At 61.3% G+C, this 16,132-nt stretch carries 12 protein-coding genes and 1 pseudogene; 10 read left to right on the top strand and 3 right to left on the bottom strand.

Annotated elements, in window-relative coordinates; genetic code table 11:
* Positions 1-61: 61 nt before the first annotated feature.
* Complete coding sequence (locus ABIE49_RS26945) at positions 62-589, top strand: hypothetical protein (protein WP_192736734.1); 528 nt, start codon at positions 62-64, stop codon at positions 587-589.
* 118 nt (positions 590-707) lie between these two features.
* On the opposite strand, the gene ABIE49_RS26940 is transcribed toward ABIE49_RS26945, so the two are convergent.
* The gene (locus tag ABIE49_RS26940; protein ID WP_192736735.1) at positions 708-1,811 is read right to left on the bottom strand and encodes an HlyD family secretion protein; all 1,104 of its coding nucleotides are present in this window, start codon (positions 1,809-1,811) and stop codon (positions 708-710) included.
* A 728-nt stretch (positions 1,812-2,539) separates the two neighbouring features.
* Between ABIE49_RS26940 and ABIE49_RS26935 the strand changes: the two genes are divergently transcribed.
* From ABIE49_RS26935 to ABIE49_RS26910, 6 genes and pseudogenes are all read left to right on the top strand, one after another.
* Positions 2,540-3,223: a hypothetical protein gene (locus ABIE49_RS26935; RefSeq protein WP_502915925.1), complete on the top strand. Its 684-nt coding sequence runs from the start codon at positions 2,540-2,542 to the stop codon at positions 3,221-3,223.
* A gap of 87 nt (positions 3,224-3,310) precedes the next feature.
* On the top strand, positions 3,311-4,342 hold the full coding sequence (locus tag ABIE49_RS26930; RefSeq protein WP_354066988.1) for a DUF1254 domain-containing protein: 1,032 nt from the start codon (positions 3,311-3,313) through the stop codon (positions 4,340-4,342).
* 45 nt (positions 4,343-4,387) lie between these two features.
* Positions 4,388-5,842 carry a DUF1254 domain-containing protein gene (locus tag ABIE49_RS26925; protein ID WP_192736736.1) on the top strand — a complete coding sequence of 485 codons (1,455 nt, stop codon included), beginning with the start codon at positions 4,388-4,390 and terminating at the stop codon, positions 5,840-5,842.
* 83 nt (positions 5,843-5,925) lie between these two features.
* The gene (locus tag ABIE49_RS26920) at positions 5,926-7,362 is read left to right on the top strand and encodes a DUF1254 domain-containing protein (RefSeq protein ID WP_192736737.1); all 1,437 of its coding nucleotides are present in this window, start codon (positions 5,926-5,928) and stop codon (positions 7,360-7,362) included.
* 145 nt (positions 7,363-7,507) lie between these two features.
* A pseudogene (locus ABIE49_RS26915) lies at positions 7,508-8,512 on the top strand (SphA family protein).
* A 23-nt stretch (positions 8,513-8,535) separates the two neighbouring features.
* Entirely contained in the window at positions 8,536-8,970 is a 435-nt protein-coding gene (locus ABIE49_RS26910) for a DUF2721 domain-containing protein (RefSeq protein WP_192736738.1), read from the top strand.
* 54 nt (positions 8,971-9,024) lie between these two features.
* Here ABIE49_RS26910 and ABIE49_RS26905 read toward each other — a convergent pair whose 3' ends face one another.
* Entirely contained in the window at positions 9,025-9,333 is a 309-nt protein-coding gene (locus ABIE49_RS26905; RefSeq protein ID WP_192736739.1) for a hypothetical protein, read from the bottom strand.
* A gap of 239 nt (positions 9,334-9,572) precedes the next feature.
* On the opposite strand from ABIE49_RS26905, the gene ABIE49_RS26900 reads away from it, so the two are divergent.
* On the top strand, positions 9,573-10,670 hold the full coding sequence (locus ABIE49_RS26900; protein WP_192736740.1) for a mandelate racemase/muconate lactonizing enzyme family protein: 1,098 nt from the start codon (positions 9,573-9,575) through the stop codon (positions 10,668-10,670).
* A 101-nt stretch (positions 10,671-10,771) separates the two neighbouring features.
* Here ABIE49_RS26900 and ABIE49_RS26895 read toward each other — a convergent pair whose 3' ends face one another.
* Positions 10,772-11,302, bottom strand: a complete 531-nt coding sequence (locus ABIE49_RS26895; RefSeq protein ID WP_192736741.1) for a Dps family protein — start codon at positions 11,300-11,302, stop codon at positions 10,772-10,774.
* A gap of 124 nt (positions 11,303-11,426) precedes the next feature.
* On the opposite strand from ABIE49_RS26895, the gene ABIE49_RS26890 reads away from it, so the two are divergent.
* On the top strand, positions 11,427-12,128 hold the full coding sequence (locus tag ABIE49_RS26890; protein WP_192736940.1) for a class I SAM-dependent methyltransferase: 702 nt from the start codon (positions 11,427-11,429) through the stop codon (positions 12,126-12,128).
* A 421-nt stretch (positions 12,129-12,549) separates the two neighbouring features.
* Positions 12,550-16,014, top strand: coding sequence for a carbamoyl-phosphate synthase large subunit (gene carB, locus ABIE49_RS26885; protein ID WP_192736742.1), 3,465 nt, complete (start codon positions 12,550-12,552; stop codon positions 16,012-16,014).
* Positions 16,015-16,132: the final 118 nt, after the last annotated feature.

The following is a 16,132-nucleotide window of genomic DNA, read 5'->3' as shown; positions in this document are numbered from 1 at the left end:
GAACGCGGGGCGCTGACAGCGGTTGAATCCCGACGTATGGTTTGTACGCGGGAGAACGATCATGTCCGTCGTCAGCGAAGACCTTCAGCCGCTCACCTTCGACTTCGTCGATGACGGCCTGGTGCCGAACAGCAAGATGCCGTTCCTGGTCTACAAGCGCGCGATCGACGTCGACAACGACCATCCCGAAAAAACCATCGAGGGCCTGTTCGGCGCCCATGGCTGGGGCGCGATGTGGCGCAACGGCGTCTATGATTATCTGCACTACCACGCCACCGTGCACGAAGTGCTCGGGGTCGCCCGCGGCAACGCCGTCGTGCGGTTCGGCGGCGATAATGGCACGGATCTCGCGATCGCGGCCGGTGACGTCGCGATCCTGCCGGCCGGCACCGGGCATCAATGCCTGTCGTCGAGCGCTGATTTTTCAGTCGTCGGCGCCTATCCGCCCGGCCCGCCGGCCGAAATCACGCGCGCGACGCCGGAGAACCACGCCAAGGCGTTGAAAACGATTCCGAACGTGAAACTACCGAAGGCCGATCCGGTGATGGGCGCGGACGGACCACTCGTGAAACTATGGAAGCGCGGCTGAGGGCAAAGGCGTTGTTACGCCGTGCCCACCATCTTGCTGATTATCAATCACCAAAGGTGGTGGGCACGCTTCGCTTTGTCCACCCTACGAATTGCGGCCGATCCTTCAAAACGAACCCCTAGAGATACGCCGTATACGAACTGATCCACACCAGGATCGACGCGAGAAGGCCGATCACGCCCGCATTGCCGGCAAAGGCGGTGGCGCTGCCGGACATTCCCAGACGAAGCGAGTCGCGGCTCATCCCGTCGGGGATCGAAATCTCCGCTGGAAACACCGTCGCCCCGCCGAGCGCATTGGTGCGCGCCAGCGTTCCCGATACGGCAACCTGGCCCTGGCCAACACCTTTCGGAATGGCGGCGATCGTGGCGTGATAGATGCGGCCCGGGACATTGTCGAAAACGATGTCGACGGCCGCGCCTTCCTTGATGGCCTGAAAGCCATTCTGCGGAAACATTCCGACCAGCGTAATGTCCTTCTCGACGATGAACGACATCGCCGAGCGCGCCTGCAGTGCGCGGTCGCCGACCGCCAATGCGACAACGGTGACATAGCCATCGGCCGGCGCGCGAACCGTCGCTTGCGACAATTCCCAATTGGCGTTTTCAAGTTGCGCCTGGATTTGCGCGACCGTGGTGTTGACGCCGCCTATCTCGGAATCCATCGCGAGTTTGGCGCTCTGCTGTACTGCCTTGGCCGAGTTTAGCTGCGCCAGCGCTGTCTCGTATTGATTCTGGTTGTCCTGCGCCTGGAATTGTGTGTTGGCACCTTCTGCTGCAAGCTTCTGAATGTCCGCGTTGCGTTGCTTGTTGAACGCGACCTGCGTGGTGAGCCCGCTGACATTCGCCGTCGCCTGTTCGTAATTCGATTTCAGGATCCCGACCTGCTGCTTTGCCGCGGCGAGCGAGGCCTGCAACTGCGTGACCTTGTACTGAAACGGCGCCGGGTCGATTTGAAACAGCACATCGTTGGACGGCACATTCGGCCTGACCGGAATTGCAATAACTTGCCCTGTCACATTCGGCGTCACCTCCACCACGCGGCCGGTCACCGTCACGCGCCCCGACGGCGTGAGATAATTAAAAAGCGCGAGAAATGTCGCGAGGATAAATACTCCGACGGCGATCGAGACCGTCCCGGACAGCCAGCCCCAGCGCACCAGTTTGAATTTCGAGAACACGGCCCATAGCGCGACGAGATAGAGGCACAAAATTATGACCATGACTGGCCCTCATTGGCTTGTGCGCGCGGAGGTAGCCGCGCTTCGATCGTTAGCTTCCTTGCTCCTGTTTTTCCAGCACGTTGTTTCGATCCTCCATACGCTATCTCTTACGTACACATCTCTCTCACGCCGGAGCGAGAAAATGCCTTCGAAAATTCGGGAAATGAAGTTGCCGAAGACTGATGCAGTGATGGGAGAAACGGTTCGCTACGTGAAACCATGGAAGTGAGTCTGACACTTCGATTTGACTCGCTTGCGACAATTTGTCCTGTCACATTTCAGCGTCGCTTCTACCTCAGGCTGTCTGGCACAAAGTGCATAGTCGACGACGCGATCATTCAAAAAACACGCGAAACGTTGCGAATATAGCGCGCCGACAACATCGCGATGCTGGGCAACAATAGATTCATTGCGCGCCGCGGAATTGAACGCCACGCGCAACACGCGTGCACGATGCGCGACACAGCAACCGTTGCTGGCCCTCGAGTTCCATGCATGCTAACGTGCTCTACATGAAGCGCGCCGCATCACAACGCAGTCGAAGCTTGAGCGACATTCGTAAATCCGCCTAATCGAATCTACTTTTATCGACCCTGTATCGAGTCTGCATACGCCTAGGGGCGTTTTATGCAGCCGGCGATGTATGTCCTCTTGAACACTACCTCTCGCGCCCGCGCGGGAATTTCCAAGGCGACCCGATCAAACTTCTGCAAAAAGGAGTGGATGTCATGCGCATCACCAAATTGAACGGGATTTTCGGAATGTTCGCCGTGGCCGCGACGTTGTGCGCCACCGAGACAGCACTCGCCCAGAACGCGGCAGCGCCGCCCTCCATGAAAAGCATCGGCACGCCATCTGCGCCGGCCAAACCCGAGATCGTGCCCTCGCTGTTCGTGCTCAACTCACGCGGCGCGACGTTGCAGGGCGATACGCTCACTTTGACCGGCGTGACACCGAGCTCGATCATCTTTGCCGACCGTCCGGTGCGATCCGCCGGCCACCAGCCCACCGCTGACGTGATCGCGGAATGGGGATCGGGTGACGACAGCTTTACCAAGAACCCTCCGAACGCAACCTTGTCGGTGTTCGGCAAGGACGGTTCGGTGAAGGACGCCGTGGTGGTGCTGAAAAATCCGAAGCTCGAAGGCGACAAGCTGACGTTCAACGTCCAGACCCTCGAGGGAGACATCACCGGCGCGGATGGCGGGGCCGCACTCTTTATTGATATCATCGGCCGGCCGTTCACGCCGATGTCGTTTGCCGGCGTCGCCCGCCGTTCGGCATTTCGCGGCGCGATGTATGCCGGCGCCGCCGGCGCGGCTGCGTATGGGGCGGCTGCGTATGCGCACCCATACGCCTATCCGTATGCGCGACCGGCGTGCGGCTATTATCCTTATCCGCCCTGTTACTGAGACCACGGGGAGGCACGCGCTTCCCCGCTTCGGTTGATCAGTTCGGTTTTCAATCCCTGATTGAACGTCCTCGGAAAGGTATCCGTCATGAAATCGACCAGACGATCTTTCGTTCATGGAGCATTTTTAAGCGGCATGGTTGCCGCTTCCTGCTTCGCGCTAACTCTACCTGCAAAGGCCCAAGCGTTGTCGCCAGCGGAAGCGCAACAAATTGCGACCGATGCCTACGTCTACGGCTATTCGCTCATCACCACCGAGGTGACGCGTGTCCAGATGAGCAATGTGCCGAAGGTGGAGGGGTTTAACAGCCCGACGGGCCAGTTCGTCAACGTTCCACGCTATCCGCCGGCAGATTATCGCGGCGTTTCCGCTCCCAATGCTGACACGCTGTATTCGGTCGCTTGGCTCGATCTGAGCGAACCGCAGGTGTTCAGCCATCCGGACATGGGCAGCCGCTTCTATCTGTTCGAGATTACCGACCTGTGGATGTCGGACTCCGAGTCGTCCCCGAGCAAGCGCACGGCCGACGGAAAGGCTGCCAATTACCTGTTCACCGGCCCAGACATTCCGCAAACCGCCCTGAAGACAATCGAGGCCAACAAGAATAGCATGGGCGAAATTGTAAATGGTTGGGTGGTTTCGAAGGGGCTGGGTACTTATGGTCCCGGCGACTACCTCAAACGCGCTACGGTAGCGGCGTTCGGCTGGCCTGCCAACAACGAGCACGATGCGATCTATCCCTATACCGAAGTTGATTCCGCGGGCCAAAAACTGACTGGCGCCAACAAGTACACATTGACGTTCGCCAAGGACGCGACGCCGCCGGTCAATGGTTTCTGGTCGATCACCATGTACATGATCGATGGCGGCTGGTGGTTTGTTCCCAATGCACTCAACAAATTTACGGTCAGTCCGCGCGACAATCCGAAGCCCAACGCCGACGGTACGCTAACGCTCTACTTCCAGAACGAGTCGCCGGGCAAGGACAAGGAAGCCAATTGGCTGCCGGCTCCGAAAGGCGACTTTCTGCCGATGATGCGGATGTACTGGCCCAAGGGCACATCACCCTCGATCATCAACGGTTCGTGGAAGCCGCCGGCGGTCGTCAAGGTGAACTGATCGCAAATCGAGACCAAGAACCGCAGCAAAATAGGAGGATTCGACATGCTTCGAGGAATTCTGACGCTGACATTGTCTGTCTGCCTTGGCGCGGCCGCAGCGCCTGCAGCGCTCGCCCAAGTGGCGGCGCCCATCACCGAACAGGAGGCGCACGCCATCGCGGTCGATGCCTACGTGTACTTCTACTCCATCATGTCGATGGACATATCCCGCAAGCAATTCACCAACGGCACCACTGACTTCAAGGGGCCGATGAACACCTTCGTCAACGTGCCCGAATACCCGCCGGCGGATTTCAAAGGGGTCGTGCGCTCGAACTTCGATACTTTGTATTCCGTGTCATGGCTGGACATGACCAAGGAGCCCGTCGTCATCTCGGCGCCAGACACCAACGGACGCTACTATTTGCTGCCGATGCTCGACATGTGGACCGATGTCTTTGCGTCGCCGGGCTGGCGAACCACCGGCACCAAGGCCGCGACATTCCTGGTGGCACCGGCAAGCTGGCGGCCCGATCTGCGCGACAGGTTCGCCGAGGAGTTCAAGCTTCCAAAGGACACCAAGCGCATCGACGCGCCAACGCCTTACGTCTGGCTGATCGGCCGGACCAAGACCGACGGCCCGCCGGACTATGATGCGGTCCGCAAGATTCAGGCCGGCTACAAGGTCGCGCTGCTTTCCGAGTATGGCAAAACGCCAAAACCAGTCGAGTTCAAGCCGGACCCCAGCGTCGACATGAAGACGCCGCCGAAGACGCAGGTCGATACGATGTCGGCCGGCGTGTATTTCGCCAATGCGGCCGAGTTGCTCAAGCTGCATCCGCCGCACATCACCGACGAGCCGATCATCGCGCAGATGAAGAAAATCGGCATCGAACCCGGCAAGAGCTTTGACATCGGCAAGCTCGATCCCGCCGTGCAAAGGGCGCTGGAAACCGCGCCGCAGGACGCGCAGAAGCTGATGGCCTGGAAGCTGCCGACACTGGCGCGGGTGGCCAACGGCTGGTCGATGAACACCGACACGGTGGGCGTCTACGGCAATTATTACCTGAAGCGGGCCATTCTCGCGCAGCAAGGGCTTGGCGCGAACGTGGTCGAGGATGCGATCTATCCGCTCAATCTCGCCGACGAATCCGGCAAGCCGCTGGATGGCGCCAACAAATACACCATCACCTTCGAGAAGGGGGCGACGCCACCCGTCAATGCGTTCTGGTCGATCACGCTCTACGACCAGGACGGATTCCAGGTCGGCAACACGCTGAACCGCTTTGCCGTGAGCAGCTGGATGCCGTTCAAGTACAATGCGGACGGTTCGCTTGATCTCTACTTCCAGAACGCGAGCCCCGGCAAGGACCTCGAAGCCAACTGGCTTCCCGCACCGAAGGCGCCATTCAATCTGACAATGCGGCTGTACGCGCCGAAGTCGGAGGCACTGACCGGAAAATGGAATCCGCCGCCGGTCGTGAAGTCGCAGACAACGGTGGGGATATCCGCGCAATGAAGGTTGACGGCAACGCCGGCGCTTCGGCGCCGGCGTCCGATCGCGCGCCACGTGAAATCATCCCCAAAAGAGGAGCCGGCACCATGTTGACGAAACGCGACCTCCTTCGTTCCGCTGCGCTCGCTGTCATGACAGCCACGACTGCAAGGTCGTTTCCAGCGCTGGCGCAGGCCGACCGGCCAGGCTTCCTCAAAGCAAAGGACATCGCCGAACAAGGCTTCATCTTCGGCCTGCCAATCGTTATGAACTACGGCATCATGTATGAATTTGCGATCGATCGCAGTTCGAGCCAGTTCAAGGCGCCGTTCAACCAGTTCAAGAACGACCCCAACGTCTTTACCTACAAGGACACCGCGGTCGTGACGCCGAACAGCGACACGCCCTATTCGATCGGGTGGATGGACTTTCGGGTGGAGCCCATCGTCATTTCCGTCCCGGCGGTGGACCCGAAGCGCTACTATTCGGTCCAGCTCTGTGACGGCAACACCTACAATTATGGCTACATCGGCACCCGCGCCACCGGAAGCGAGGCCGGGGATTATCTGGTCGTCGGCCCGGACTGGAAGGGTGCGACGCCTCCCGGCATCAAGAAGGTGTTCCAGGCCAGCACCCAGCTCTCGATCGTCATTTTCCGCACCCAGCTTTTCAACCCCGCCGATATCGACAACGTCAAGAAGGTGCAGGCCGGTTACAGGATGCAGCCGCTTTCCGCCTACCTGAAGCAGCCGACGACGACGGCCGCAGCGGCCATCGACTTTCCGAAGATCGACAAGGAGCTCGTGAAGACGAATTTCTTCGAGTATCTTGACTTCGCGTTGCAGTTTGCTCCGCCGCAGGAGAACGAGAAGGAAATACGCGCAGCACTTGCGAAGATTGGCGTCGGCCCCGGCAAGCCCTTCAACTTCAAGGACCTGCCGCTGGAGCAAAAGCTGGAAGTCGTCCTCGGCATGAAGGAAGGCGAGAAGAAGGTCGAGGAAGCCGTCGCCAAGACCGGCAAGACGATCAACGGCTGGCAGGTGAGCGCGATGCCGGGCGACAATGCCCACTACAATGGCGACTGGCTGAAGCGCGCCGTCGCCGCCAAAGCCGGCATTTATGGGAACAATCCGGCGGAGGCGACCTATCCGCTCACACGCGTTGATGCCGACGGCCAGACGCTCGATGGCAGCAATCACAATTACACGCTGACATTCCCGCCGGGCCAGGAGCCGCCGGTCAACGCCTTCTGGTCGTTGACGATGTATGACGGCAAGTCGCAGCTCCTGATCGAAAATCCGATCAATCGCTATTTGATCAATTCGCCGATGCTGCCGGACATGAAAAGGAACGCGGACGGTTCGCTGACGCTCTACATCCAGAACAAGTCGCCGGGTGCGGACAAGGAATCGAACTGGCTGCCGGCGCCGAACGATACGATCTATCTGGTCATGCGGCTCTACTGGCCCAAGACGGAGGCGCCGTCGATCCTGCCGCCGGGCGAAGGCAGCTGGAAACCGCCGGGGGTCGTGGCAGCGAAGTAATGGATCGGCCGTCATCACCAGCGAGGCGATGGCGGCCGTCTCAGAGTTGAGCATTGTGATCCCGGGGGACGAGCAGATGACGCACAACATTCCTCAACGAAATTCCAACCGTTCTCGCACGTGCGGCGGCATCGGCGCGGCGCTCATGATCTTCGGATCGATGTCCGGAGCCGCCTACGCCGACGAAACCGGCGTCTCGTACTGGCTTCCAGGTCGGTTCAGCAGCCTTGCAGCGACACCGCAGGTGCCGGGCTGGTCAATGGCCGCGGTGTATTATCACACCACAGTCGAAGCATCAGGCGCGGTTGCCGCGGCCAGGCAGATCCAGATCGGCCGCTTCCCGGCCAACGTGAACGTCAATTTCAATGCGAATCTGAACGCGCAGGCAGATCTCGTCCTGCTCAACCCCACCTATACGTTCGGCACGCCGGTGCTTGGCGGACAACTGGCGATCGGCGTCACCGGCCTGTTCGGCCGGGCCAACACGAGCATCGATGGAACGCTCACCACCGTACTCGGACCGCTGGTGGGAACGCGCACCGGAATCATCTCGGATTCACTCACGTCCGTCGGCGACCTCTATCCGCAGGCCACGCTGAAGTGGAATGCCGGGATGCACAATTTCATGACCTATCTGACCGGCGACATTCCGGTGGGCGCCTACGATCCCGCGCGCCTCTCCAATCTCGGTATCGGGCACGCCGCGATCGACAGCGGCGGTGGCTACACCTACTTCAACGCGGCGACCGGGCACGAATTCTCCGCCGTCGCCGGCTTCACCTACAATTTCAAGAACCGTGACACGCAATACCAGAACGGGATCGACTTCCATGTCGATTGGGGTATGTCGCAGTTCCTGTCCAAGCAGTTTTTCGTCGGCCTCGTCGGATACGGATATCAGCAGATCACCGACGACTTTGGCCAACATCCCCAGCTCGGCGGATTCCGTTCGCGCGTGTTCGGCATCGGTCCGTAGATCGGGTTTCTGTTCCCGGTCGGCGACATGCAGGGATACCTCAACCTGAAAGGCTATGGCGAGTTCGAGGCGCAGAACCGGCCATCGGGGTGGAATACCTGGCTGACGTTCTCGATCTCGCCGATGGCGCCCACCAGCACGGTGACGCCGACGCGCCGGGTGGTGACGAAGTAAGGGAGCTACTGAGCCCGAATCCAATGTATCCCGACACGCCCTCCGTCAGTCAGCTATCGCATGTCATTTCACAGGCGGCAGCGCCTGCGTTTCTTCTCGGCGCTTTGGCAGCCTTCATTGCCGTGCTGATTTCCCGCCTGAACAGAGTCGTCGATCGAACGATCGTCCTGAACGGGATCTCCGACGACGACACCGTCAGATATCGGCTCAAAGCCGATCTTCCACGTCTGATGCGACGTGCGTTGATGCTGAACCGGGCCATCTTCTGGGCCGTGATTGGCAGCATTTCGGTCACGCTCCTCGTCGTCGTCGCGTTTGCAAGTGCTTTGGTCCAGGTTCAACATGAGCGCGGGGTGGCCATCCTGTTCATGGTCGCGCTCGGCGCCTTCACGGTATCGCTCGTCGATTTTGCCCGGGAGGTGCGAATTGCGCTGAACGAATTCGATCACCACGCCTGACGCGAACGATCGCGTCGCCCGGCTTGGGGGTGGCGGTGAAATCACGTCAGGCGGCTAACGCGCCCACTGCCCCATCTGGAGGCAGGTCTGCAGGCTGACGTAACTTGGCGTGCCGCCGATGCTCTCCTGCGAGACACAACTCGCGCGGCTGGTCGCAGGGAATTTGGACCACTGGCTTCCGAGCTGCTGGCGCGCTTTCTGTTCATCGCTGATGCAGGTCTTCAGCGATTGATCGACCGTGAGGCCGGCGGTAGCGGCAATGTCGAGCTTGCAGCTCCGCGTGATATCGAACTTCGGCACGCCGTCAGCGACGGGCATAATCAGTTGCGAACCCAATACGATCATAGAGACGGACAAAGGCATTTCCGGCCTCCTGCTACTCTGGGGTGCTGTATCGTAGCGCAAGCTGGCCGGACCGCCAGTAATATTTGGCTACTGTACGTGCGTAGGGTGAGTAAAACCGACGGGTCGCGCGAACGCGCATCGCGTCCCCGCATTGGAGGCATGACGCACGGCGCTGGATTGACGCCGGCGTTATATGATTGACTTTCCCTTGTCCGAGATCAGGCCAACATGATCCGGCCAGCACAGGGAAACGTCCGATGACAGCCAACCCAGACATGACCATCCGTGACATCCGCGTGACGATGCTGCGCCTGCCCTGGGCCGACGATCCCTGGCTCAAGGGGCATGCGCTGGGCCCGACGCGCGACATTCTGATCTGCGAGGTCGAGACCGCAGGCGGCGTCACCGGCATGGGCTATCTGTTCGTGTTCCGCCCGGGGATGAAGTCGATCGCGGCCTGTCTCGAGGAGTGCATCATTCCGCGCGTGAAGGGCAAGGACGCCACCGCGATCGAGGCGATCTGGCGCGACCTGTGGACGGCGACGATGACCTATGGCCGCGGCGGCATCGCCGCGATGGCGATGTCGGCGATCGACATCGCGCTGTGGGATGCTGTGGGCAAGCGCGCCGGCCTGCCGCTGCACCGGTTGTGGGGCCATTATCGCTCGGAAATCCCGATCTACGGCTCGGGCTGCTTCCGCGGCGCCGGCGGCGACGGCATGATCGAGAAGGCGCTGCACTTCGTTAAGCAGGGCTACAAGGCGATCAAGATGCAGGTCGCGCATGTGCACACGCCCGCGCAGGACCTCGACAATGTACGCCGCATGCGCGAGGCGCTCGGGCCCGACATCGACATTATGATCGACGTCAACATGGGCTGGAGCGCCGATGTCGCGATCGAGATGGGACGCAAATTCGAAAAGTACGATATCTACTGGCTCGAGGAGCCGGTGCCGGCCGACGATTTCGCCGGCTGCCAGCGCATCGCAGCAGCCCTCGACATGCGTGTGGTCGGCGGCGAGACGCATTTCACGCGCTACGATCTGCGGCCGTTCTTTATCAATCCCTGCCTGCCGATCCTGCAGCCCGACCCGATGCGCGGCGGCATGACGGATCTACGCAAGATTTCCGCATTGGCGGACACGTTTGGCATCACCATCGCGCCGCATCTGTTTCCCGAGCTCAACGTGCACCTGCTGGCCTCGATCCCGAACGGCATCTGGTGCGAGAACATGGGGCTGATCGACGACCTCTGGGTCGATCCACCCGAGATTGCCAACGGCATGATCACCGCGCCGGAGCGGCCCGGGCACGGGCTCCGGTTCAAGGAAGAGGTAATGAAGTTCAGGATTTAGATCGTAGGGTGGGCAAAGCGAAGCGTGCCCACCATCCACGTCGCGCAAGAATGGTGGGCACGGCGCAACCGCGCCTTTGCCCACCCTACAAATCACGACCACTACGCCGCGTTGGCGCTTTCCTGGCGGCTGGCTTCGAACAGGAACCAGGTGCGGCGCTCGGTCTCGTCGACGAACAATTCGAGCAACTGCGCGGTGCCGGTATCTTCGTGGTCGTCGGCAAGCTTGTGGGCTTTGCGCATGGCGGCCGCCATATGCTTGTTGTCTTCCATCAATTCGCGCAGCATTTCGCGCGGCGGGACGTAAGCCTCGTTGTTGTCCTGAATGGTCTGCAGCTTTGCGATCTGCCCGATCGAACGCAGCGTGACGCCGCCAAGCTTGCGCACCCGCTCGGCCAGCTGGTCGGTGGTACCGAAGATCGCCTCCGCCTGCTCGTCCAGCATCAGATGGTAATCGCGGAAATGCCGGCCGGAGACGTGCCAGTGGAAATTCTTGGTCTTCATGTAGAGCGCGAAGGCGTCAGCCAGCAGCACGTTGAGCGACGCCGAAATCTTGTCCACCGCGGCCTGCGGCAGATCGGTCGGCGTATCGAGATCGGGGGACACTTTTTCGGATTTGTTGGCTTTGCTCACGTTGAACCTTCCTGTTAGGAAACCGGACAGCGGTGGCATTGGACATTGGCCGCCGAACACCCTAACGCATCACTTTCCCGGCGGTTCCTAGCCGGAAACCCCTGTTTTGCCGGACCCAGCCCCGATGGACGAATGGATCGACTATTACGATTCCACGCATACGATCTATGCGAGCAAGCTGCATCGGGACCTGCATTTCCAGATCATCGCGCGCGACATCATCGGCTACATCTCGTCGCCTGACGCTGTCGTGCTGGACTATGCCTGCGGCGAGGCGCTGTCGGCGGCCAAGGTGGCGGACGCCTGCGCAAAACTCTATCTGGCCGAACCCGCCCCCGGCGTGCGCGGCCGGCTGATCGCGCGCTTTGCGCCGAACACCAAAATACGCGTCCGTTCGCTCGATGAGCTCCGGAGCATGGAAGAGAAGTCGATCGATCTCGTCGTCATGAACTCGGTGGCGCAATACATGACGCAGCAAGAGCTGGATTCCGCATTCGCGGTTATTCGCCGGCTGTTGAAGCCGAGCGGGCGGCTGGTGCTGGGCGATATCCTGCGGCCCGAGGTCGGCATGGGGCGAGACGTGCTGGCGCTGTTGAAATTCGCAAGCACCCACGGCTTCCTGACGGACGCGCTGTACGGCCTCGCCTCTACGGCCCTGTCGGACTACCGGCAACTGCGCACCCGCGTCGGCCTGCAACGCTACAGCGAAAGCGAGATGATCGCCAAGCTGACGCGGGCCGGTTTCGCCGCTTCGCGCGCGCAGACCAATATCGGGCACAACCCCTGGAGGATGACCTTCATCGCCCACCACCCACCGGTGCGCTAGTTAGGGTTAATCAAAGGTAAACGTAGCTCACCCGCCCGTGATCGGTAATGATCGCCTTGGCCCGGTGGCGGAAGCGACAACGCAAGAACGGTGCATCGTTCTTTATCCTGGTTCAAATCCAGGCCGGGCCTCCAGCCTTCGCTTGCTGCGCAAGCTACGGCTCGGCAAGCCCCGTCGTAGCGAAGGCTGCCGCGACGTAGCCCGCAGGGCGAAGTCGGGCGTCGGCCAGCCTTTCCCACCTCACCGAACCGCAGCCCAAAATAGCCCATTTGCCGGTTGATGGCCCGTTTTTGGGGGTTTCGCGGGTGCGGAATCTGGTCTAAAGACCACCCGCGCGCGAGGGTAACCCGCGCTCTTGGCTTAGGGGACGCGCAGCATGCGCGCCCTTTTTTTGTGCCCAAAATCCAGTCCGCGAGACCTGATGCCCAAAAGAACCGACATCTCCACCATCCTGATCATCGGCGCCGGCCCCATCGTGATCGGCCAGGCCTGCGAATTCGACTATTCAGGCACCCAGGCGGTGAAGGCGCTGAAGGAAGAGGGCTACCGGGTCGTCCTGGTCAATTCCAATCCGGCGACCATCATGACCGACCCGGAACTGGCCGATGCCACCTATATCGAGCCAATCACGCCGGAAATCGTCGGCAAGATCATCGAAAAAGAACGCCACGTCATTCCCGGCGGCTTTGCGCTGCTGCCGACCATGGGCGGCCAGACCGCGCTGAACTGCGCGCTGTCGCTCCGCCGTCAGGGCACACTCGACAAGTTCGACGTTGAAATGATCGGCGCCACCGCTGATGCCATCGACAAGGCCGAGGACCGCCAGCTGTTCCGCGAGGCCATGACCAAGATCGGGCTGGAGACGCCAAAATCGCGGCTGGCCAACGCCTCGGCGCTGAAGAAGTCCTACCGCGACAAATACCTGGCCGAGCGAGAGAAACTGTCGGGCGATGCGCTGGAAGACCTCGAGCGGCAGTGGACGCTCGGCGAAAACGAACGCCGTAAGCGGTATCAGGAGCACGCGTTCGGCGAGGCGCTGATGGCGCTGTCCGAAATCGGTTTGCCTGCAATTATCCGCCCCTCCTTCACGATGGGCGGCACCGGCGGCGGCATTGCCTACAACAAGGAAGAATTCCTCGACATCATCGAGCGCGGGCTCGACGCCTCTCCGACCAACGAGGTCTTGATCGAGGAAAGCGTACTCGGCTGGAAAGAGTACGAGATGGAGGTGGTGCGCGATAAAAAGGACAATTGCATCATCATCTGCTCAATCGAGAACCTCGATCCGATGGGCGTGCATACCGGCGATTCCATCACCATCGCGCCGGCCCTGACGCTGACCGACAAGGAATACCAGATCATGCGCGACGCCTCGCTGGCGGTGCTGCGCGAGATCGGGGTCGAGACCGGCGGCTCCAACGTGCAGTTCGGCATCAACCCGGCCGACGGCCGCATGGTCGTGATCGAGATGAACCCGCGCGTGTCGCGCTCTTCCGCCCTTGCTTCGAAGGCCACCGGCTTTCCGATTGCAAAGGTCGCGGCCAAGCTCGCAGTCGGCTACACGCTGGACGAGATCGCCAACGACATCACCGGCGGCGCCACGCCGGCCTCGTTCGAGCCGACCATCGATTACGTCGTCGTCAAGATACCGCGCTTTGCGTTCGAGAAATTCCCCGGCGCCTCCCACACCTTGACCACGTCGATGAAGTCGGTCGGCGAAGTGATGGCGATCGGCCGCACCTTCCAGGAGAGCCTGCAGAAGGCGCTGCGCGGGCTCGAGACCGGGCTCACCGGCCTCGATGAAATCGAGATCGAGGACCTCGGCCGCGGCGACGACAAGAACGCGGTCCGCGCCGCATTGGGCACGCCGACGCCGAACCGCATCCTGCAGGTCGCCCAGGCGATGCGGCTCGGCTGGTCCAACGAAGAGATCTTCAATTCCTGCAAGATCGATCCCTGGTTCCTCGCCGAGATGCGCGGCATCGTCGACATGGAAGCCAAGATCAAGGCGAACGGCCTGCCCGGCAACGCATTCGGCATGCGGACGCTGAAAGCGATGGGCTTTTCCGACGCCCGGCTCGCCGTGCTCGCAGAGGCCACCGAGGCCGAGGTGACCGCCAAACGCCACGCGCTCGGGGTTCGTCCGGTGTTCAAGCGCATCGACACCTGTGCGGCGGAGTTCGCGTCCCCCACCGCCTACATGTACTCGACCTATGAATCGCCTTTTGCCGGCAATCTCGCCGACGAGAGCGCGCCGTCCGACAAGAAGAAGGTCATCATCCTCGGCGGCGGACCGAACCGGATCGGCCAGGGTATCGAGTTCGACTATTGCTGCTGCCACGCCTGCTTTGCGCTGCATGACGCCGGCTACGAGACCATCATGGTCAACTGCAATCCGGAAACCGTGTCGACCGACTACGACACCGCGGACCGGCTCTATTTCGAACCGCTCACCGCCGAGGACGTGCTGGAAATCATCGCCACCGAGCGGACCAACGGCACGCTGCACGGCGTGATCGTGCAGTTCGGCGGCCAGACCCCGCTGAAACTGGCGCGCGCGCTGGAGGCTGCCGACGTGCCGATCCTCGGTACCTCGCCCGACGCCATCGACCTTGCCGAAGACCGCGACCGCTTCAAGCGCGTGCTCGACAAGCTAAGGTTAAAGCAGCCCAAGAACGGCATCGCCTATTCGGTCGAGCAGTCGCGGCTGGTGGCGGCCGATCTCGGCCTGCCGCTGGTGGTGCGTCCGTCCTATGTGCTGGGCGGCCGCGCGATGCAGATCATCCGCGAGGAAGAGCAGCTCAACAATTACCTGCTCGGCACGCTGCCCGAGCTGGTGCCGGCCGACGTCAAGGCGCGCTACCCCAACGACAAGACCGGGCAGATCAACACCGTGCTCGGCAAGAACCCGCTATTGTTCGACCGCTATCTTTCCGACGCCACCGAGATCGACGTCGACTGCCTGTGCGACGGCAAGGACACGTTCGTCGTCGGCATCATGGAGCATATCGAGGAAGCCGGCATTCACTCCGGCGATTCCGCCTGTTCGCTGCCGCCGCATTCGCTGGATGGGGCGATGATCACTGAGCTCGAACGGCAGACCCGCGAACTCGCGCTCGGCCTCGACGTGGTCGGCCTGATGAACGTGCAGTACGCCATCAAGGACGGCGACATCTACGTGCTCGAGGTCAACCCGCGGGCGTCGCGCACCGTGCCGTTCGTCGCCAAGGTGGTCGGCACGCCGGTGGCGAAGATCGCGGCCAGAATCATGGCCGGCGAGAAGCTTGCGGACTTCAATCTGAAGAAGCGCAAGCTCGGCCATGTCGGCGTCAAGGAATCGGTATTCCCGTTCGCGCGTTTCCCCGGCGTCGATACCGTGCTCGGTCCGGAGATGCGCTCGACCGGCGAAGTGATGGGCATCGACCGTTCGTTCGAAGTCGCCTTCGCCAAGAGCCAGCTCGGCGGCGGCACCCGCGTGCCACGCAAGGGCACCGTGTTCGTCTCGGTGCGCGAGAGCGACAAGACCCGCATCGCGGACGCCGTGCGGCTGCTGCATTCGCTCGGCTTCAGGGTGATGGCCACATCGGGCACCCAGCGCTTCCTCACCGATTCGGGCGTGCCGACCGAAAAAGTGAACAAGGTGCTGGAGGGCCGGCCGCACATCGTCGACGCCATCACCAATGGCGACATCCAGCTCGTCTTCAACACCACTGAGGGGCCGCAGGCGCTGGCCGACAGCCGTTCGTTGCGACGGGCTGCCCTCTTGCATAAAGTGCCATATTACACCACTCTTTCCGGTGCTGTGGCGGCCGCACAGGGCATCCGCGCCTATCTGGGCGGAGACCTTGAGGTCCGCACGCTGCAGAGTTACTTTTCCGAAAACTGATCGTTCGCCGGGCCAAATTGCCCGCTAAACGATTGGCAACAAAGCCGTATGGCTGGAACCCACCGCTCGTTTGGAAGTTGTATCGGCCCTTGACGGGGCCGAAAATTAATAGGCTGGC

The organism is Bradyrhizobium sp. OAE829 (genome assembly GCF_040546575.1).
Taxonomy (GTDB): domain Bacteria; phylum Pseudomonadota; class Alphaproteobacteria; order Rhizobiales; family Xanthobacteraceae; genus Bradyrhizobium.
The sequence above is the reverse complement of the archived record's forward strand: the minus strand, read 5'-3'. Positions and strand labels throughout refer to the sequence as shown.